Consider the following 18299-nt stretch of genomic DNA (forward strand, 5'->3'; position numbering starts at 1 on the left):
TATTGTAGAAATGCCCCGGACCTGGGGAAACTTCGGTCGGGAAACTGTCAAATTTTATCTCTTTTTTCTCGTGGGAGGCTGAAATGAAAAAGTGGATGAATACGGTTGCTGCAGCAGCCATGCTGCTCGGTACGGCAACGATGGCCCGTGCGGCTGAAAACGTCGAGGTTCTGCATTGGTGGACATCCGGCGGTGAAGCAACGGCGCTTGAAGTGCTGAAGAAAGATTTGGAATCCAAGGGCATTTCCTGGTCAGATATGCCGGTTTCCGGCGGCGGCGGCACGGAAGCCATGACGGTTCTTCGCGCTCGTGTAACGGCTGGCAACCCGCCAACGGCCGTGCAGATGCTCGGTTTCGACATTCTCGATTGGGCAAAACAGGGTGCTCTCGGCAATCTCGATGACATTGCAGCGAAGGAAGGTTGGGATGCTGTGATCCCGACTGCCCTGCAGGGCTTCTCCAAATATGATGGTCACTGGATCGCAGCACCCGTCAACGTACATTCGACCAACTGGATCTGGATCAACAAGGCCGCCCTCGACAAGGCCGGTGGTAAGGAACCTGCAAACTGGGACGAGCTCATCGCCCTTCTCGACAACTTTAAGGCCCAGGGTATCACTCCGATCGCCCATGGTGGACAGCCTTGGCAGGACGCGACGATCTTCGACGCCGTCGTTCTGTCCCTCGGCAACGACTTCTACACGGCCGCTTTCATCGACCTCGACCCAAAGGCACTGGGCAGCGACAAGATGAAGGAAGCTTTCGATCGCATGACCAAGCTGCGAAGCTATGTGGACGACAATTTCTCCGGTCGTGACTGGAATCTTGCCTCCGCGATGGTTATCGAAAACAAGGCAGGTCTCCAGTTCATGGGCGATTGGGCGAAGGGTGAATTCGTCAAGGCCAAGAAGGAGCCAGGCAAGGACTTCGTTTGCATGCGCTTCCCGGGCACCCAGGGTTCGGTCACCTTCAACTCCGACCAGTTCGCCATGTTCAAGGTTAGCGATGCACAGCGTGCACCACAGCTCGTCATGGCATCGGCCATTGAAAGCCCGACTTTCCAGTCAGCCTTCAACGTCGTGAAGGGTTCGGCCCCGGCACGTACCGACGTTCCAGATACGGACTTCGATGCTTGTGGCAAGAAGGCCATCAAGGACCTGGCCGAAGCCAACAAGGCCGGCACGCTCTATGGATCCATGGCTCATGGCCACGCCAATCCGGCAGCCGTGAAGAACGCGATCTATGACGTTGTGACTCGCCAGTTCAACGGTGAGCTGAGCTCGGAAGACGCGGTCAAGGAACTCGTCTCCGCTGTGGATGCGGCGAAATAACCTGACTTTCTGCCCGGGGCGTCACGCCCCGGGCAGGTTCCCGCGACAGTCCGCGGCAACGATAATAATTCGAAATGAATCAAGGGGTGAGGCTATGGATACCCGCAGCCGCATACAGGACCTGATACCCAAACTGGTATTGGGGCCGAGCTTTCTGATCGTCCTGATCTTCGTCTACGGCTTTATCGCCTATACAGGCCTATTGTCGTTCACGGACAGTAAGATGCTGCCATCCTATGGCTTTGTCGGTTTGGAAAACTATCGCAAGCTCTGGGCTTTGCCCCACTGGTGGCGGGCCATAACCAACCTTGGAATTTTTGCCTCGCTCTACATCATCATTTGTACGGTAATCGGTCTTGGGCTCGCCATTTTGCTTGACCAAAAGATTCGTATCGAAGGCTTTCTGCGTCCGATCTATCTCTACCCCATGGCGTTATCCTTCATTGTGACTGGTGTTGCCTGGAAGTGGTTTCTCGACCCAGGCATCGGGCTTGAAAACACAATGCATCAATGGGGTTGGGAGAGCTTCAGCTTCAACTGGATCAAGGATCGCAACATGGCCATCTACACGGTCGTGATCGCAGCGGTATGGCAGTCATCCGGCTTTGTCATGGCGATGTTCCTGGCGGGTTTGCGCGGTGTTGACAACGAGATCATCAAAGCGGCGCAAATCGACGGTGCCTCAACCGGCATGATTTATCGCCGCATTATCATTCCGCTGATGCGGCCGGTTTTCCTCTCCGCTTTCGTCGTGCTCGCGCATCTGGCCATCAAGGCATACGACCTTGTGATTGCATTGACGGGTGGCGGACCGGGGCAGGCCACGGAATTGCCGGCGACGTTCATGTATTCCTACACGTTCACTCGCAATTCCATGGGCATTGGCGCTTCGTCGGCGATCATCATGCTCATCATGATCTTCTCGATCATCATTCCATATCTCTATTCTGAAGTACGGGGAGACCGGAAATGAGCGCCCAGAGTCCAGAAAATGCCATCTCCAGCGGCAAGCTCACTCGTGCACTGATCTATACAGCGCTCCTGTTCTTCGCCTTCTACTATTTGCTGCCGCTTTATGTGATGGTCGTCAACTCTCTGAAGCCACTCGATGAAATCCGGCAGGGCGGCATGCTTTCCCCGCCGCGCGAATGGACGATCGAACCATGGCTCTCTGCCTGGTCTACAGCCCAGATCGGCGTACAGCCGACCGGCCTCAGGCCCTACTTCATCAACTCGATCATCATGGTGGTCCCGGCGGTTGCCATATCAACGATTGTCGGAGCTCTGAATGGGTATGTCCTGACCAAGTGGCGGTTCCCCGGCTCCAACCTGATGTTCGGCATGCTATTGCTCGGATGCTTCATCCCGTTTCAGATCGTGCTGATTCCGATGGCCCGAATGCTCGGATTGTTTGGCCTGGCAGGGACAATTCAGGGGCTGATTCTGGTCCACGTGATCTATGGCCTCGGATTCACTACCCTGTATTTCCGCAATTACTATGAAGCTTTTCCCACTGAACTAGTTCGTGCGGCTCAGATCGATGGCGCCAGCTTCTTCCAGATATTCAGACGAATCCTCCTGCCATCATCGGGTCCAATCATCGTTGTATCCGTCATTTGGCAGTTTACCAACATCTGGAACGACTTCCTGTTCGGTGCGTCTTTCTCCGGTTTCAACAGCACGCCCATGACAGTTGCCTTGAACAATCTCGTCAACTCCTCGACGGGTGTGAAGGAATACAACGTGCATTTCGCCGGCGCGATCCTGGCGGCGTTGCCAACGCTCATCGTCTACATCGTTTCCGGACGCTATTTCGTCCGCGGCCTCATGTCCGGCGCCGTGAAGGGATAAACCAATGTCATTTCTCAAGATCAAAGACCTGCATAAATCCTACGGCAATGTGCCGATCCTTAAGGATATCAACATCGAGATTGACGAGGGCGGGTTCCTCGTTCTGGTCGGCCCGTCCGGTTGCGGCAAGTCCACTTTGCTCAACACGATTGCCGGACTGGAGCCGATTACATCGGGCGATATTTCGATCAAGGGGAAATCGATCAGCGGTCTGCATCCATCCAAGCGCGACATCGCCATGGTGTTCCAGTCCTACGCGCTTTATCCGAACATGACTGTTGGCGGGAACATTGCCTTTGGCATGGAAATCCGCGGCGTGCCGAAGCCAGAACGCGACAAGGCGATCAAGCAGGTCGCCGATATGCTGCAGATCGGTCATTTGCTCGACCGCAAGCCGAGCCAGCTTTCGGGCGGTCAGCGCCAGCGTGTCGCCATGGGCCGGGCACTTGTGCGCAACCCGCAGGTGTTTCTGTTCGACGAACCGCTCTCCAATCTTGATGCCAAGCTACGCGTCGACATGCGCACGGAAATCAAGCGGCTGCACCAGCGCATGAAGACCACGATCGTCTATGTGACGCACGACCAGATCGAGGCGATGACGCTCGCCAGCAAGATCGCGGTTCTGAAGGACGGCGTGCTGCAACAGTTCGGCACCCCGGCGGAAATCTACAACAACCCGACCAATCTGTTCGTTGCTGATTTCATGGGGTCACCGGCAATGAATCTGCTCAAGGCCAAGATTGACGGCAGCGCATCGGATCTCCATGTCGTGCTCGATAGGCCCGATGCGGCGCCCCTGCGCCTGCCGATCAAGAAGACCAATAACGCTCTCGTCGGATATGCCGGCAAGGATATCATTTTCGGTATTCGCCCAGAAGCGCTGACCGATCCGGATGGCGCGGACCGCAACGCGGGCGCGATCGTTGAAGGCGAATGCCTGATCGAGGTTGTTGAGCCAGCTGGCTCGGACACATTTGCGGTGACCAAGCTCGGCGGAAAGGAAGTTGTTGCCCGCTTGCGCGCGGATGCTTCGATCATCGCCGGGCAGAAGACGCAGCTTGCGTTCAATCTGGACAAAGCTGTGTTCTTCGATCCGCAATCGCAATTGCGTATCGGCGCCTGAGACGCATCTCATGGACGGTCAATGCGCATGAGCCAAGAGATACAACCGGCCACAGCCGCAGATATCGTGATCATTGGCTCAGGCATCGGCGGCGCGACAATGGCGGCAGGACTTGCCGCCTCGGGTGCGGATATTCTCATCCTTGAGGCGGGCGATCATCTGCCGGATCGTCCCGAGAATCGCGATCCCCGAGCGATCTTCCAGCGCGGCTTCTTCCGCCCGAAGGAAAGCTGGTACGACGAGACCGGTACCGCCTTCAACCCTGGGAACTACTACAATGTGGGCGGTAATTCGAAATTCTACGGGGCGGTGCTGACGCGCTATCGCTCCGAGGATTTCGAGGAGATGCAGCATTTGGAAGGTGTCTCTCCGGCCTGGCCCTTTCCCTATGACGAACTTGAACCATGGTATGGCAAGGCAGAGACGTTGTTTCAGGTACGCGGCGCACTGGGGGAGGATCCCACAGAGCCACATCATTCGACGCCCTATGTGTTTCCACCAGTACCGGATGAGCCGCCCATCGCAGTTTTGCGTGAACGGCTGAAAAGCGTCGGCGTTCATCCGGCCTCCTTGCCCCTCGGCGTCGATATAGACACCTGGCTCTCGTACGGTGAGACGCCGTGGGATGCGCATCCCAATAGCTTTAATGGCAAGATGGATGCCGAGACGACCGCGCTCGCGGCAGCTCTGAAGCATAAGAACGTCCAGCTCCAGACCAATTCGCGCGTTACACGGCTTGAAACCGCCCCCGATGGAAGGACCATTACAGGAGTTCACTATGAAAGGGATGGGGTAAGCCATGTCTTGAGGCCGAAGCTTGTCATTCTCTCTGCTGGCGCAGTTCAATCTGCCGCTTTGCTGTTGCGTTCGGCAGATGACGCCCATCCATCGGGACTAGCCAACAGCTCGGATCAGGTCGGGCGCAACTTCATGAATCACAATCTATCGGCTGTGGTCGGCTTCGATCGCCGTTTCAGGAATGACTCGGTCTATCAGAAGACTTTCGGTTTCAACGACTTCTATTTGTCGGATGGCAGTGGTGGTGCGCCACTAGGAAATGTGCAACTGCTTGGACGCATCAGCGCTCCGGTGCTGAAGTCAGACCTCAACCTCGTACCTGAATGGCTTCTCAGCCGATTCTGCAACCATACTGTGGATTTTCTCGCCATGAGTGAGGATGTACCAAAGCCGGAAAGCCGGGTTCGCGTCGATGGTGGCAAGATTATTTTGCAATGGATTCGCAGCAACTGGGCTGCGCACCAGAAACTGGTGGCGCAAATCAAGAGCATATTGCGTGACGCCGGGTTCCCTCTGGTCGTGTCCAAGGCCTTCGACCGCAAGACGCCCTCACATCAGTGTGGTACGGTTCGCATGGGAACAGATCCGGGGCAGGCGCCTCTCGATATCTTCTGCCGGGCGTTTGAGCACCCCAACCTATTTGTGGTCGATGCAGCGTTTTTGCCTACGTCTGCTGCAGTCAATCCCGCGCTAACGATCGCGGCCCAGGCGCTGCGTGTAGCGGACCACATTGCAACGAAGGAACTAGCCCGATGAAACCGGTCGCACTCATCACAGGTGCCCGGCGCGGAATCGGGCTTGGTATTGCCAAAGCATTGGCCGCCCGGGGATATGATCTCGCAATCACGGATATCGTTCGTGATGAGGCAAGCGATTCCGCTGTCCAGGTGTTGGAAGCGCTGGGCGCTACGGCATTGTTCCTTGAAGCTGACATTGCCGATATCGCCGAACACGACGAGACCGTTCAGTCGGTCATGGATCGCTTTGGCTGTATCGATTGCTTGGTCAACAATGCTGGTATCGGCTCCAAAGTACGTGGCGACTTTCTTGATCTTAAGCCGGCTAATTATAATGCAATTTTCGACATAAATTTGCGTGGTACAGTGTTCTTCACACAAAGTGTGCTGAGGGCGATGCTTGCTCATTACCGCGATCGCGTGGCGCGCACGATCATCAATATCACGTCAGTTTCCGCCGAAATGACCTCGCCGGAACGCCTCGATTATTGCATGACAAAGGCTGCTTTGGCTGCCTTCACCCAAGGCCTCGCCCTGCGTCTGGCAGATCAGGGCATCAGCGTCTTCGACGTGCGCCCCGGCATTATTCGCTCGGATATGACATCCGTCGTCGCTGCCAAATACGACAAGCGGATCGCCGACGGACTTGTGCCAATGAAACGTTGGGGTGAGCCGGACGATCTTGGTCGCATTGTTGCGGCACTCGCAAGCGGTGATTTCAATTTTGCAACGGGCTCCATCATCAATGCCGACGGCGCCCTCTCGATAAGCAGGCTTTGAAATGAACTACGACTACATCATCACCGGCGCTGGACCTGCGGGCTGTGTACTCGCTAACCGCCTGAGCGAAGACCCAGCCGTGACAGTCCTTCTGCTGGAAGCTGGCGGTGGGGACTGGAACCCGCTGTTTCACATGCCGGCAGGCTTTGCCAAGATGACAAAGGGTGTCGCGAGCTGGGGATGGGAGACGGTGCCGCAAAAGCACATGAAGAATCGTGTCCTCCGCTACACGCAGGCAAAGGTCATTGGCGGCGGTTCCAGTATCAATGCTCAGCTTTACACTCGCGGAAATGCAACCGATTACGACCTTTGGGCGAAGGAGGAAGGTTGTTCAGGCTGGAGCTACCGTGACGTATTGCCATACTTCAAACGGGCAGAGGACAATCAGCGTTTCGCCGACGACTACCATTCCTATGGCGGACCCTTAGGCGTGTCGATGCCAGCAGCGACTTTGCCCATCTGCGACGCCTATATTCGAGCCGGACAGGAACTGGGCATCCCCTACAACCACGATTTCAATGGTCATCAGCAGGCAGGTGTTGGTTTCTATCAGCTGACACAGCGGAACCGCCGCAGATCTTCGGCGTCGATGGCATATCTGAGCCCGATCAGGGACCGGAAAAACCTGACGATACGTATGGGCGCGCAGGTTTCAAAGGTTGTGGTCGAGGGAAAACGCGCGACTGGTGTGGAAATCATCAATGGCAATACGCGCGAGGTCGTTCGCGCGAATCGCGAGGTCCTGGTAAGTTCGGGTGCGATCGGATCGGCGAAACTTCTGTTGCAGTCCGGTATCGGCCCCGCCGGCCATCTGAAAAATGTCGGCATACCGGTTATGCACGATCTGCCCGGGGTGGGCGAGAATTTGCAGGACCACCTTGACCTGTTCGTCATTTGCGAATGTACCGGAGATCATACTTATGATGGGGTGGCCAAACTGCACCGGACATTATGGGCCGGGCTGCAATATGTGCTCTTCCGCTCCGGACCCGTAGCGTCGAGCCTGTTCGAAACCGGTGGCTTTTGGTACGCCGATCCAGACGCACGCTCCCCCGATATCCAGTTCCATCTGGGACTTGGCTCCGGCATTGAGGCAGGAGTCGAGCGACTGAAGAATGCCGGAGTGACACTCAACTCGGCCTATCTGCATCCGCGGTCGCGCGGCACAGTTCGCCTGCAGTCGGGTAATCCCGCGGCTGCACCACTGATCGACCCGAACTACTGGAGCGACCCGCATGATCGCAAGATGTCGATTGAAGGGTTGAAGATCGCCCGTGAGCTCATGAGTCAGGAAGCGTTGAAGCCCTTCGTCATGGCCGAGCGCCTGCCTGGACCGAAGTATAATTCAGATGAGGAGCTGTTCGACTACGGCTGCGCCAATGCCAAGACTGATCACCACCCGGTCGGGACGTGCAAGATGGGCACGGATCCCATGGCCGTCGTCGATCTTGAACTCAAAGTTCGAGGACTGGAGGGCTTGCGCGTCTGCGACAGTTCGGTAATACCGCGCGTCCCGTCATGCAACACCAACGCCCCGACGATCATGATGGGCGAAAAGGGCGCCGATATGATTCGCCAGCTGACGCCGTTGCCGCCGGCGATTTTCAGCCATGAAATGAACGAAAGGCGTCCACGCGCCCGTGCGAACATCCGCTGATCCAGACAGAAAGGGGGGCAATCGCCCCCGGTTCTACTGATGTAATCGTGTGTCGAGGAAAATGCCCGCTTCGCGCGCGGCACTGATAAAGGCATGCCGAGCTTTGTGCGCGGGTTTCCAGCCGTCAAGGGCATCGAGACAGGCTTGCAGCGCACGCCTATAGCTTGGTCCCTTCTTGGACGGCCAGTAAGATCGCAGACACTCTATCGCTTCCCAAACGCTGGAAACCGCTCGTTGACCGGTAGCTCCAAGGGTAACCATAACGGGGATGGGAAAACGCTTGTCGTTCATTACTTCCTCCATGAATGTCGGACAGTTCAGCTTCGCTCCGATGCTCGGCTGAGCTGATCACAGTAATGCGTCGGGAGTCAGTCTGGTTCCATGACAACTTGGCGAAATATTCTTGATCATCGTTGGTACGAATCACGTGGCATTCCGCAAGGGTATCACCGAACTCGTGGACGCACCAACCATCCGTAGACGGCTCCGGCCGCCAGGAGCACGCAGGTGCCGAGAAATACCGCGCGCATACCGAAATGACCGCCTATGAAACCACCAGCCAGTGGCCCGACTACCTGGCCCACATATTGGGAGGAGGTGGCATAGCCGAGGATGGTGCCGGCGACGTTGTCGGGAACATTGTGCCGGATCACGGCAGTAATGCAGGGCAGTAACCCACCGAGCGAAAGTCCCATCAGAAAACGCATGACGATCAGCTGCCAGCCTTGCGTTACGAAGGCTTGGGGGATCAGCAACAGCGCCGATACGGCAAGGGCGGCAACTATTACGTTCCAATGGCCGATACGATCGGCGAGCTTGCCAAGGCGCGAAGCTGAAAGGATGCTACCCAGTGCTGCCGCGGACATGACCATGCCGGCAATAAGCGTTATGCGGGAGGGATCGTCGACCAGCTGGGCGACGTAGACGGTGATAATGGGTTCTATTGACATGTTTGCCAGCATCAGGAGCATACCAGCCAGAAGCATGACAACAACCGGCCGTTTGTCCGGGATGGACGCCCATCCGCTCGCTTGCCGCTCCGCACGTGTTTTCGGCGGACGTCGCTCTTCCTTGATGAAAAAGCTTGTAGCCAAAAAGGTGACGAATATGACAGCACCTGCGAGCCAGAACGTCTGGCGAATACCGATCAGGGGCGGTAATGCCCCGCCGATCAGCGGGCCAACAAGATTGCCTGCCATGATACCTGAGGAAAGCGTCCCGAGCGCCCATGCGGTGCGCGCTTTGGGTGTCTGTGTGGCTACGAGCACGGTGGAGCCCGAGGCATAGCCTCCAAGCAGGCCTGTCAGCAGGCGCAGAAACACCAGTTGCCAGACGTCCATTGCCATGCCCATAAGCGACATGGCAATGGCCATCCCAAGGCTGGCGCGGATGAGCATCGATTTCCGACCGTAGAGATCAGCCAGACGGCCCCAAAGTGGAGCCACAAGCGCAGCCGTAAAAAAGGTTGCGCCAAAGGCTACACCCGACCACTGCACAATCGCTGCATGATCCTTGACGCCCAACTGTTCCACATAAAGTGGCAGGAACGGGAGAATCAGAGTCATCGCGACGATCGTGGTGAACGAGCCAAGAAAGCACACAACGAGATTTTGCCGCCAGTAGGAAGACTCCGTCGAATGTTCAGCCTCACCAGTGCCGGTCATGGATTAATTTGCCGGACGATCGGGTTGATGAGTGATAGTCATGGAGATTGGATGTCCGTATCGGCAGCGCCCAATACGCCCCTCATTGCAAGAGCGCGGGTATAGCGCTACTTTTTCACCAGTCTGCTGCAATAGCAATGTCGCTTGGAGCAGAAAGCGGCAACTGGTCGCGGCGAGATGCGTGAGGAGAAAGCGCATGCTCAGAGCATCATCATACGTGTTGGCTGTGGGTGGGTTCCTGATATGGGTTGGGCCGGGCAATGCCGAGGAACCCGTCGATACGGCGCAATCGATAATCAGGAGTCAGATCAACGCCTTTCTCAACGATGATGCATCAGCGGCATATTCCTTCGCATCTCCCGCCATTCAAGGGAAGTTTCCCAACCAGAATCTGTTCTTTGAGATGGTCAAACGTACCTATCGGCCGGTTTATCGGCCCGGCAATTTTGCTTTCGGACGAAACAAGGTTGTCGGCGACCAAGTGATCCAGGAAGTGTTGATTACCGGACCGGACGGCAAGGACTGGACTGCAGTCTACCAGCTGATCAAGCTGCCTGACGGCACTTACAAGATCAACGGAGTGCAGATACTTCAATCAGCCCCTGGTCCGGCAATTTGAGACTGGCGGTGCGGGCGCCAACGTTTTTCAGCTTGGCAGTGTTGGTAACAGGAATGGCCCTACCAATACGGTCCCAGCCGGCAGAGTTCTGCGACTGCCGCGCGTAGTACCGGTACGAGGTGCTTGACCAGTCCTTCACCGAATTGCTGCGGCTATCAAGAATAAGGTCGCCAGCCGACGTGCGCGCGGTAAGCACGACATGACCTTCGTTGCTGAACGGCAGACGCGCTACCGTGAGCAGCAGCGATGCAGCTGGCCAGCCACGTTTCATCAGCTCGCGTTTTTTCAGGATTGCGAAATCTTCGCAGTCTCCCGCCTTTGTCGGGATGGTCCACAGATCTTCCACCCCATTCGTCCGCATGTCGGTTTGCTGCCTGATGCGCGAATTGACAGCCATGTTGACCGACTGAAGCTGCTGCCTTTTTTCGTCCGTCAGTTGCACCACCCTTGCCCCGGACCGGGTGTTGCAAATGCTGGCAAGGCGTCCGCAGAACGAACGAAAGGCCGGTGGGCCGAAGCCCTTCCCTTTGAGCTGCATCTCGGTGCCTCCGGCATAAGCTGTAGCCGGAATTACGATGGCCAGCGACAATGCTGTCACAGCCAACAAGGAATATTTGCGAATCATGCGCGCTCTCCGACAAATGGGCAGGACGAACTTGCGCCTTAATTCGTTAAAATCGTGTTCTACGCGGTGAACTTATGAATCGATTATTAACATGCTGTTACAGCATGGTTTTCACGACGTCTGACGCCTGCCGTCACAATTGAAGGGTATGAAAGTATCCACTGGAACAAACTGCGCCCTACACCCCGGCGCGTACTCTCGAGTTAGATCATAGGGTATATCCAGGAATATTGCATCAATCTTTTTATACCAGTTCTAAGCAGGATTTCTAAGTATGAAGCAAATATTATTGCCGCTACATATTCATCAAGCAATAAAGCCATCAATGGCTAAGTGAAAAAACAACACATTTTCCTAGTATGGTGAGTTGCTTGTGTAAGTAAACTCTTGGGGAAATGTAAAATGCGTAAAATAATCAATAATAAAAATGGGGCAAGGCGCAGTGGTTTCTTCGCAATAGTGGCGATTTCCACCTTGGGTCTTATAGCAACAATCAGTCAGAGTGAAACGGCCTATGCTCAAACCAAGCGGTCACTGTTTGCCAGCGCCGCGCAATGCCGAAAGCTGACGGAAAACAATGCGGCACAATGCTGCTTCGCTCTGAACAAGCGGGCGATCCTTACCAAAAAACAACTCGAAATGTGCCCTCCTCTGACGACCGCGGCGATCAGCACGCCGCTTAGTAAAAGCACTGACCACGAAGGGGGTAGAAGCAGTCGCAATGGAGGTCGCTCGAACAACGGAAGCTCGGGCGGCAGCGCCGCTGCTGGGAATACAGGCGGTGGCAGCGCAACTGCTGGGAATACAGGCGGTGGCGGCGCAACTGCTGGGAATACAGGCGGTGGCGGTGCAACTGCTGGAAATACCAGTGCTGGTGGCGGCGGCAACCAGGGCGGCAGCAACGACGGCGGCGGCAACAACGGCGGCGGCAACAATGGCGGCGGTAACAATGGCGGCGGCAACGACGGCGGCGGCAACAATGGCGGCAACAACGGCGGCGGTAACAATGGCGGCGGCAACGACGGCGGCGGCAACAACGGCGGCGGCAACAACGGCGGCGGTAACAATGGCGGCGGCAACAACGGCGGCGGCAACAACGGCGGCGGCGGCAACAATGGCGGCGGTGGCAATGACCACGGTGGTGGGAATGATCACGGCGGCGGTGGTAACAATGGCGGCGGCAACAACGGCGGTGGTAATGGAAACAACGGCCACGGCAATGATCCGGACGGCAATGACAGCTCTAACCCCGGTAACAGCAATAATGGGGATGGTACCGATGCAGACGGCTCGAACAACGGAAGCGACGGCAATGGAGGCCAGGGCGGCGGCGATGGTGGTCAAGGTAGTGGCCAGGGTGGCGGCGATGGTGGTCAAGGCGGCGGACAGGGCGGCAGCGATGGTGGTCAAGGTGGTGGCCAGGGCGGCGGCAATGGCGGCCAAGGTGGCGGCAATCAGGGCGGTTCCGGCGGCAAGAACAAATAGGCCAGTTGCTTGACCATCGCCTGAAAAGGTACGCAAACCACAACAGGCTCCGCTTACTCGGCGGAGCCTGTTTCTGTTGCAGGGCCGAGAACTAGCGGCTGTATAGCCAGCCCGCAAAGAGTACCAGCACCGTGACGACCACAAAAAGCACGACATAGGGCCGCATCGGCGTGAGGTACGGTTCATATTCGGTTTTAGGCGGGATGCGGTCGTTCGAGTCCATTTAATGACCATAAGCCGGTGGTAGGGGAGAGGCCCGGCCGAGCATTGGGGGCTAAGCGAGAGAGCCGGGCCTCTGCTGGATCAATCAGCAACCCAAATTTGCACAAACGCAGTAGTCGCTTCAATAACCGCTTTCTCGCTATAATTTCTTAGGCGGAGTTAACGTTGGCTGGTGGGTGAACGGCGGTGCTCGGGCCGCGAGGGGCCTTGTCGCCTCCACACGGCCAGGCGTCCAGCAAGGAGAACTGGCATGTCACAGGGCGATTCCTTCGATCTTCAGCGGTTTGTCGTGGCACAAGCCCCAGTCTTTGGCGACGTTCTGCGAGAGCTGCAAGGTGGCCGCAAGCAAAGCCACTGGATGTGGTTTGTCTTTCCGCAACTGCGCGGCCTGGGCCACTCGGCCTTGGCGGAGTTCTACGGCATTGCGTCGCTGGATGAGGCGCGGGCTTATCTGGCCCACCCACTGCTCGGTATGAGGCTCGACCTGTGCACTAGAACGGTTCTGCATAGTGAGGCGAGTTCCCTGCATACTATCTTCGGTTCACCTGACGACATGAAGTTCAAATCGTGTATGACGCTGTTCTGGGTGGCTGCCGGGAATGCAGACGATATATTCTTCCAAGGGTTGCAGTGCTGGTGCGAGGGACACCTCGACGAACGGACGCTGGCGCTGATTTCACCTTGAAGCAGCCAATAGGCCCTGTTGCCTTGAACGTACAAGTTCGTCCATTATGCCGAGAGCCAACAGATCATATTGAACGGATAGAACCAGGCATGTCGACGTCAGCATCTCCCCGTAAACGTGTTTCGAACGAGCGGAGTCGGACCAACGATCCGGATCGCACCAAGGCTGATATACTTGCAGTAGCAACCGAAGAATTTGCGACTTATGGCCTTAGTGGTGCCCGCGTTGATGCGATCGCCGAGCGGACGCGCACTTCAAAGCGCATGATCTACTATTATTTTGGCGGCAAGGACGGGCTATATCTAGCTGTCCTCGAGAAAGCGTATGCCGATATCCGGGCGATCGAAGCCGCATTGGAACTCGATATGCTCGACCCGGTCGATGCGCTACGCCGGGTGATTGACCAGACGTTTGAAAATGATGATAGCCATACGGATTTTGTGCGGCTCGTTACGATCGAAAACATAAATCAGGGCAAGCACCTCGCCGAGGCATCGTCCATTCGTGAGATCAACCTTCGCATCATTGAGATCATCGAAGCCATCCTCGAACGCGGCCGCGCTTCAGGTCTGTTTCGCTCAGATCTGGATCCGGTGGATGTCCACATGATGATCAGCGCATTCTGCTTTTTCCGGGTGGCCAATCGCCACACCTTCGGCGCGATACATCGTGTCGATTTGTCCGAGCCCGGGCGGCGGCAGAAACACAAGCAGATGATCGCCGATGCGGTCATCGGCCTGCTTCTGAAGAAGTAACGGGTGGAAGTGTTACCTCCCAACCCGCTTCCCTTGATCAGGCGGTTACGCTGATTCTCACTGGCCTCTTACCGAGGTCCTGCATCGGCGTACGGTAAGTTTCCGAAGCGGTTGCAGCAGAAACTGCGGCAATGATCGCGGTTACCGAGGTGAATGCCGCCACAGGAACCCAGCCATTCGGGCCTGTACCGAGAAGAGCTGCGCTGATGGTTGGTGCAAACCCGCCAAGGGCAAAACCGATCTGGGTGCCAATCGCCATGCCCGAGAGCCGAACACGCGTATCGAACATCTCACCGTAGAGAGCGGGCCAGACACCGTTGGAGGCACTGTAGACGATACCCGAGAGCAGTATTCCAACTACAAATATGAGCGGCAAGTTGCCTTGGCTGATCGCCCAGATGTAGGGCCAGATCAGAACGGCGCAGCCGAGCGCACCGAGGATGAAGATCGGCTTGCGTCCGACGCGGTCTGCGAGCGAAGCCCACAGGGGGATTGCGCCTAGAGCCACGAGGTTGGCAAGAACGAGAACAGTCAACATCGTAGACCGGTCGATCTGCATCGTATTGACTGCGTAGGAGAGTGTGAACACGCTGAAGATCGTGCTGACCACCGAGATCAGCGCTGCGAAAATGATGCGCAGGACATCGGCCCAATGATTGCTGAACAGCATCACAAAAGGCACTTCGGCGGTTTCGTGCTTCTTGGTCTCTTCGAGGAAAACCGGCGTTTCCGGCAAGGTGCGGCGCACCCAGAACCCGACAACTACCACAACAAGGCTTAGAAAGAAGGGAATACGCCAAGCCCAGGACAGCAGGTCTGCCTCAGGTAGTTTCGAAATCGGGATGAACACAAGCGTTGCCAGAATGAGTCCTGCCTGCGTGCCGCTGAGTGTGAAGCTCGTGAAGAAGGCGCGGCGGTTGGGCGGCGCGTGCTCAAGCGTCATCGAATTCGCCCCCGCCTGTTCGCCCGCTGCGGAAACACCCTGCAGCAGACGCGCTACAACAAGAAGGATTGGCGCCAGGATGCCGACATGGTCATAGGTCGGCAAGCAGCCGATGATGAAGGTTGAAAATCCCATCAGAAGGAGAGTGAAGGTCAGAACCTTCTTCCGGCCAAACTTGTCGCCGATATGCCCAAGAATGACAGCGCCAAATGGCCGTGCAATATAGGCAACGCCAAAGGTTGCGAACGACGCGATGGCAGCGGCCTGCGGGTTCTCTGCTGAGAAGAAAATCTCCGGAAAGATCAGCGCGGCGGCCGTGCCGTAGATAAAGAAGTCATAATACTCGACTGCACTGCCGATCCAGCTCGCTAGCGCGGCTTTCCCGGGTGCTTTCACACCTGTTACTGGTTGATGCATGGACGTCTCCTCCTCGTCTGGGGTGTTACTGGTGGACTCGGCTCAGGTCGTGGCCTCCTTCGCCTCTGAGCCGAGCTCAACAAAATAGCGCAACATGCGCTCGTGATCGGGTTTCATGCCTGTAAACAGGCGGAAGGCCTCGACAGCCTGGAAAACCGCCATGCCACCACCGTCGAGTGTGCGGCAACCGATGCGGCGTGCTGCTCGAAGAAGTGCGGTTTCAAGGGGAAAATAGACGATCTCTGCGACCCACAATTCCGGCCGAAGCAGTTCGGCCGGCAGCGGCTGGCCGGGATATTTGTCCATTCCGGTCGGGGTGCAGTGCACCAGGCCATCGGCGGCGGCCATCTCTGCGGCAAGATCTTCTGAGACGCGCACGCGATGAGTTTCGAAGCGCGCAAATCGATCGTTGAGCGCGGCGGCCACGTCTTCCGCCCGGGAGCGGTCCCTGTCCGACAGAATGAGTTCACGCACGCCAAGTGTCATCAGCGCGTGGGCCACGGCGGTGCCCGCGCCACCAGCGCCGAGTTGCACGACGGAATCCAAGCCAGCGCCGGGCAAGCCACGCTTGAAGCTTTCTGAAAACCCCCACCAGTCGGTGTTGTGACCGAAGCGCCGGCCATTGCGCAAAACGACTGTATTGACAGCACCAAGCGCCGCGGCGTCGGCCGAAAGCTCATCAAGATGCGGGATGATAGCCTGCTTGCACGGGTGCGTAATATTCAATCCTGCGAATCCCATACGTTCCGCCGATACCAGCAGTTCCGGAAGCGCTTCGGGTCCAATCCCGAGCCGCTCAAGATCAATGGTCTGATAGCTGAGGCGGAAGCCTTGCTCGCCTCCCTCACGCTCATGCATTGGAGGCGTGCGTGATGCCTGGATGCCCGCGCCGACAAGGCCGAGCAGAAAGCGGGAACGTTCTGGAGTGACCTTTGCCAGGTGGATCATGGAGCAACCTTTTCAAGAAGTGTGGCGAGCCGGCGAAGAGCGAGCGTATACCCCTGCGTACCACAGCCGCAGATGACCCCGGTTGCTGCATGCGATACATAGCTGTGGTGGCGGAAGGGCTCACGGCGATGGATATTGGAGATATGCACTTCGATGATTGGGCACGGACACGCGGCAAGGGCATCCATAATCGCGACCGATGTATGTGAATAACCCGCGGGATTGATGATGATACCCGCAGCGGTCTCGCGTGCCTCATGTAGCCAGGAAATGAGCTCATGTTCGGCGTTGCTCTGACGAAAGTCCACCGACAGACCCTGCTCACCTGCAACGCGCCGACACTTTGCCTCCACATCGCTAAGAGTCTCGTTGCCGTATATTTCCGGCTGCCTCTTTCCGAGCAGATTTAGATTGGGCCCATTGAGGATAAGGATCTGGCGAGCGGTCAGCATGCGGCCGAACTCCCTATCAACACCTGACAATGCCCCATGCGGGCAGAATTCGGTTCCATGTCTCCTCCCGATTCTTCCGATATCCAAACGGCACCTATCGAGCCGCTGGTCTTGACGGATAATGTACGAACTGGTACGTTCATGTCAACAGGCCGCCACAATCACCGTTGAGGTGACGCAAGGACGGCCTTCTGCGATGGTATCCAGTACAGCCAGGGGAGGGGCCCGGATGAATCCAGTCGTCATTGCAGTTGCGATCACCGGTTCGGTGCCACGCAAGAAGGACAACCCTGCAGTCCCCATCAGCTCTTCCGAGCAAATTGAATCAACGCACGAGGCTTATGAAGCCGGAGCTTCCCTCGTGCATATCCACGTCCGCAACGACGATGAGACCCCCTCATCTGACCCCGAACGCTTTGCAACAGTGCAGGCAGGTATCATTCAGCATTGCCCTGAGATGATCGTACAGTTCTCAACCGGTGGCCGGGGTCGCGATCCGGGTCAGCGTGGCTCATCGCTTTACCTCAGGCCCGACATGGCCTCGCTGTCGACGGGTTCGGTGAACTTCCCGACAATTGTCTACGAGAACCACACGGTGCTCGTCAGCGACCTTGCAAGCAAAATGCGGGCGAATGGAGTCCGGCCGGAAATCGAGATTTTCGATTTATCCCACCTGCACGGTGCGCGCCGGCTGGTTGAAAGAGGCTTGATGGACGACCATCCGCATGTCCAGTTTGTCATGGGCGTCGAGAACGCGCTGCCCGCCGATAAACATGTTCTCGATCTTTTGCTCGGCGAACTCCGGCGGCTGTTACCGAAGGCGACTTGGACGGCTGCAGGGATTGGCCGCCATCAGGCTCCGGTAATGGAATGGGCTCTGCAGCGCGGTGCAGACGCCGTGCGGACAGGCCTTGAGGACAATATCCGTGTCGCGAAAGACCGGTTGGCTCGCAGCAATGCGGAATTAGTGGAAATTGCCGCTGAGGCCATCGCACACCATAACCGCCGAGTAGCCACCTGCTACGAGGCGCGCAACATTCTTGCCCTTTCTGGGGTAGGGGGAGATGCATGATGAAAACGTCGATAGCGACGGTATCGCTCAGTGGTGAACTGCCGGAAAAGCTCGACGCGATCGCGCGGGCGGGATTTGCCGGTGTCGAGATATTCGAGAACGACTTTCTCGCCTTTGATGGCAGCGCCCGCGACG

General features: G+C 56.9%; 18 protein-coding genes. 11 read left to right on the plus strand and 7 right to left on the minus strand.

Annotated features, from left to right (window positions below):
* The first annotated feature begins 83 nt into the window (after positions 1–83).
* From CU102_RS18490 to CU102_RS18520, 7 genes are all read left to right on the plus strand, one after another.
* Positions 84–1331, plus strand: a complete 1248-nt coding sequence (locus CU102_RS18490) for an ABC transporter substrate-binding protein (RefSeq protein WP_106712564.1) — start codon at positions 84–86, stop codon at positions 1329–1331.
* A gap of 94 nt (positions 1332–1425) precedes the next feature.
* The gene (locus CU102_RS18495; RefSeq protein WP_106712565.1) at positions 1426–2304 is read left to right on the plus strand and encodes a carbohydrate ABC transporter permease; all 879 of its coding nucleotides are present in this window, start codon (positions 1426–1428) and stop codon (positions 2302–2304) included.
* Positions 2301–3182, plus strand: coding sequence for a carbohydrate ABC transporter permease (locus CU102_RS18500; RefSeq protein ID WP_106712566.1), 882 nt, complete (start codon positions 2301–2303; stop codon positions 3180–3182). Before CU102_RS18495 ends, CU102_RS18500 begins: the two co-directional genes overlap by 4 nt.
* Before the next feature lie 4 nt (positions 3183–3186).
* Positions 3187–4305, plus strand: a complete 1119-nt coding sequence (locus CU102_RS18505) for an ABC transporter ATP-binding protein (RefSeq protein WP_106712567.1) — start codon at positions 3187–3189, stop codon at positions 4303–4305.
* Between the two features lie 21 nt (positions 4306–4326).
* Positions 4327–5859, plus strand: a complete 1533-nt coding sequence (locus CU102_RS18510) for a GMC oxidoreductase (RefSeq protein ID WP_106712568.1) — start codon at positions 4327–4329, stop codon at positions 5857–5859.
* Entirely contained in the window at positions 5856–6620 is a 765-nt protein-coding gene (locus CU102_RS18515) for a 3-ketoacyl-ACP reductase (protein ID WP_106712569.1), read from the plus strand. The genes CU102_RS18510 and CU102_RS18515 overlap by 4 nt, the downstream gene beginning before the upstream one ends.
* Position 6621: 1 nt before the next feature.
* On the plus strand, positions 6622–8277 hold the full coding sequence (locus CU102_RS18520) for a GMC family oxidoreductase (protein WP_106712570.1): 1656 nt from the start codon (positions 6622–6624) through the stop codon (positions 8275–8277).
* Between the two features lie 33 nt (positions 8278–8310).
* On the opposite strand, the gene CU102_RS18525 is transcribed toward CU102_RS18520, so the two are convergent.
* Positions 8311–8580 (minus strand): DUF982 domain-containing protein, encoded by a 270-nt coding sequence (locus tag CU102_RS18525; protein WP_342588776.1) that lies wholly within the window; start codon positions 8578–8580, stop codon positions 8311–8313.
* Positions 8581–8723: 143 nt separating this feature from the next.
* Positions 8724–9941 (minus strand): MFS transporter, encoded by a 1218-nt coding sequence (locus CU102_RS18530; RefSeq protein ID WP_106712572.1) that lies wholly within the window; start codon positions 9939–9941, stop codon positions 8724–8726.
* A gap of 196 nt (positions 9942–10137) precedes the next feature.
* On the opposite strand from CU102_RS18530, the gene CU102_RS18535 reads away from it, so the two are divergent.
* Positions 10138–10560, plus strand: a complete 423-nt coding sequence (locus CU102_RS18535) for a DUF4864 domain-containing protein (RefSeq protein ID WP_106712573.1) — start codon at positions 10138–10140, stop codon at positions 10558–10560.
* On the opposite strand, the gene CU102_RS18540 is transcribed toward CU102_RS18535, so the two are convergent.
* Entirely contained in the window at positions 10514–11185 is a 672-nt protein-coding gene (locus tag CU102_RS18540) for a transglutaminase-like cysteine peptidase (protein ID WP_106712574.1), read from the minus strand. The two genes, CU102_RS18535 and CU102_RS18540, sit on opposite strands and share 47 nt — an antisense overlap.
* Positions 11186–11716: 531 nt before the next feature.
* Positions 11717–12706 (minus strand): hypothetical protein, encoded by a 990-nt coding sequence (locus CU102_RS18545; protein WP_170115305.1) that lies wholly within the window; start codon positions 12704–12706, stop codon positions 11717–11719.
* Positions 12707–13142: 436 nt separating this feature from the next.
* Here CU102_RS18545 and CU102_RS18550 point away from each other — a divergent pair, with 436 nt between their 5' ends.
* Both CU102_RS18550 and CU102_RS18555 read left to right on the plus strand, forming a co-directional pair.
* Entirely contained in the window at positions 13143–13577 is a 435-nt protein-coding gene (locus CU102_RS18550; RefSeq protein WP_106712576.1) for a DUF1810 domain-containing protein, read from the plus strand.
* 89 nt (positions 13578–13666) lie between these two features.
* Positions 13667–14332, plus strand: a complete 666-nt coding sequence (locus CU102_RS18555) for a TetR/AcrR family transcriptional regulator (RefSeq protein WP_106712577.1) — start codon at positions 13667–13669, stop codon at positions 14330–14332.
* A gap of 37 nt (positions 14333–14369) precedes the next feature.
* Here the strand turns inward: CU102_RS18555 and CU102_RS18560 are convergent, their stop codons facing one another.
* Genes CU102_RS18560 through aroQ form a run of 3 tightly spaced genes read right to left on the minus strand, consistent with a single transcriptional unit; the run spans position 14370 to position 17092 of the window.
* Positions 14370–15692: an MFS transporter gene (locus tag CU102_RS18560; RefSeq protein ID WP_106712578.1), complete on the minus strand. Its 1323-nt coding sequence runs from the start codon at positions 15690–15692 to the stop codon at positions 14370–14372.
* Positions 15693–15734: 42 nt separating this feature from the next.
* On the minus strand, positions 15735–16640 hold the full coding sequence (locus CU102_RS18565; protein WP_106712579.1) for a shikimate dehydrogenase: 906 nt from the start codon (positions 16638–16640) through the stop codon (positions 15735–15737).
* On the minus strand, positions 16637–17092 hold the full coding sequence (gene aroQ, locus CU102_RS18570; RefSeq protein WP_106712580.1) for a type II 3-dehydroquinate dehydratase: 456 nt from the start codon (positions 17090–17092) through the stop codon (positions 16637–16639). The genes CU102_RS18565 and aroQ overlap by 4 nt, the downstream gene beginning before the upstream one ends.
* A gap of 229 nt (positions 17093–17321) precedes the next feature.
* On the opposite strand from aroQ, the gene CU102_RS18575 reads away from it, so the two are divergent.
* Positions 17322–18164 carry a 3-oxoadipate:acetyl-CoA acetyltransferase gene (locus tag CU102_RS18575; RefSeq protein ID WP_106712581.1) on the plus strand — a complete coding sequence of 281 codons (843 nt, stop codon included), beginning with the start codon at positions 17322–17324 and terminating at the stop codon, positions 18162–18164.
* Positions 18165–18299 lie beyond the last annotated feature (135 nt).

This window comes from Phyllobacterium brassicacearum, assembly GCF_003010955.1.
GTDB lineage: Bacteria > Pseudomonadota > Alphaproteobacteria > Rhizobiales > Rhizobiaceae > Phyllobacterium > Phyllobacterium brassicacearum.

Bases quoted from the DNA above. Each gene is read 5' to 3' on its own strand.
- CU102_RS18490 (WP_106712564.1), top strand. From the start codon at position 84: ATGAAAAAGTGGATGAATACGGTTGCTGCAGCAGCCATGCTGCTCGGT.
- CU102_RS18495 (WP_106712565.1), top strand. From the start codon at position 1,426: ATGGATACCCGCAGCCGCATACAGGACCTGATACCCAAACTGGTATTG.
- CU102_RS18500 (WP_106712566.1), top strand. From the start codon at position 2,301: ATGAGCGCCCAGAGTCCAGAAAATGCCATCTCCAGCGGCAAGCTCACT.
- CU102_RS18505 (WP_106712567.1), top strand. From the start codon at position 3,187: ATGTCATTTCTCAAGATCAAAGACCTGCATAAATCCTACGGCAATGTG.
- CU102_RS18510 (WP_106712568.1), top strand. From the start codon at position 4,327: ATGCGCATGAGCCAAGAGATACAACCGGCCACAGCCGCAGATATCGTG.
- CU102_RS18515 (WP_106712569.1), top strand. From the start codon at position 5,856: ATGAAACCGGTCGCACTCATCACAGGTGCCCGGCGCGGAATCGGGCTT.
- CU102_RS18520 (WP_106712570.1), top strand. From the start codon at position 6,622: ATGAACTACGACTACATCATCACCGGCGCTGGACCTGCGGGCTGTGTA.
- CU102_RS18525 (WP_342588776.1), bottom strand. From the start codon at position 8,580: ATGGAGGAAGTAATGAACGACAAGCGTTTTCCCATCCCCGTTATGGTT.
- CU102_RS18530 (WP_106712572.1), bottom strand. From the start codon at position 9,941: ATGACCGGCACTGGTGAGGCTGAACATTCGACGGAGTCTTCCTACTGG.
- CU102_RS18535 (WP_106712573.1), top strand. From the start codon at position 10,138: ATGCTCAGAGCATCATCATACGTGTTGGCTGTGGGTGGGTTCCTGATA.
- CU102_RS18540 (WP_106712574.1), bottom strand. From the start codon at position 11,185: ATGATTCGCAAATATTCCTTGTTGGCTGTGACAGCATTGTCGCTGGCC.
- CU102_RS18550 (WP_106712576.1), top strand. From the start codon at position 13,143: ATGTCACAGGGCGATTCCTTCGATCTTCAGCGGTTTGTCGTGGCACAA.
- CU102_RS18555 (WP_106712577.1), top strand. From the start codon at position 13,667: ATGTCGACGTCAGCATCTCCCCGTAAACGTGTTTCGAACGAGCGGAGT.
- CU102_RS18560 (WP_106712578.1), bottom strand. From the start codon at position 15,692: ATGCATCAACCAGTAACAGGTGTGAAAGCACCCGGGAAAGCCGCGCTA.
- CU102_RS18565 (WP_106712579.1), bottom strand. From the start codon at position 16,640: ATGATCCACCTGGCAAAGGTCACTCCAGAACGTTCCCGCTTTCTGCTC.
- aroQ (WP_106712580.1), bottom strand. From the start codon at position 17,092: ATGCTGACCGCTCGCCAGATCCTTATCCTCAATGGGCCCAATCTAAAT.
- CU102_RS18575 (WP_106712581.1), top strand. From the start codon at position 17,322: ATGAATCCAGTCGTCATTGCAGTTGCGATCACCGGTTCGGTGCCACGC.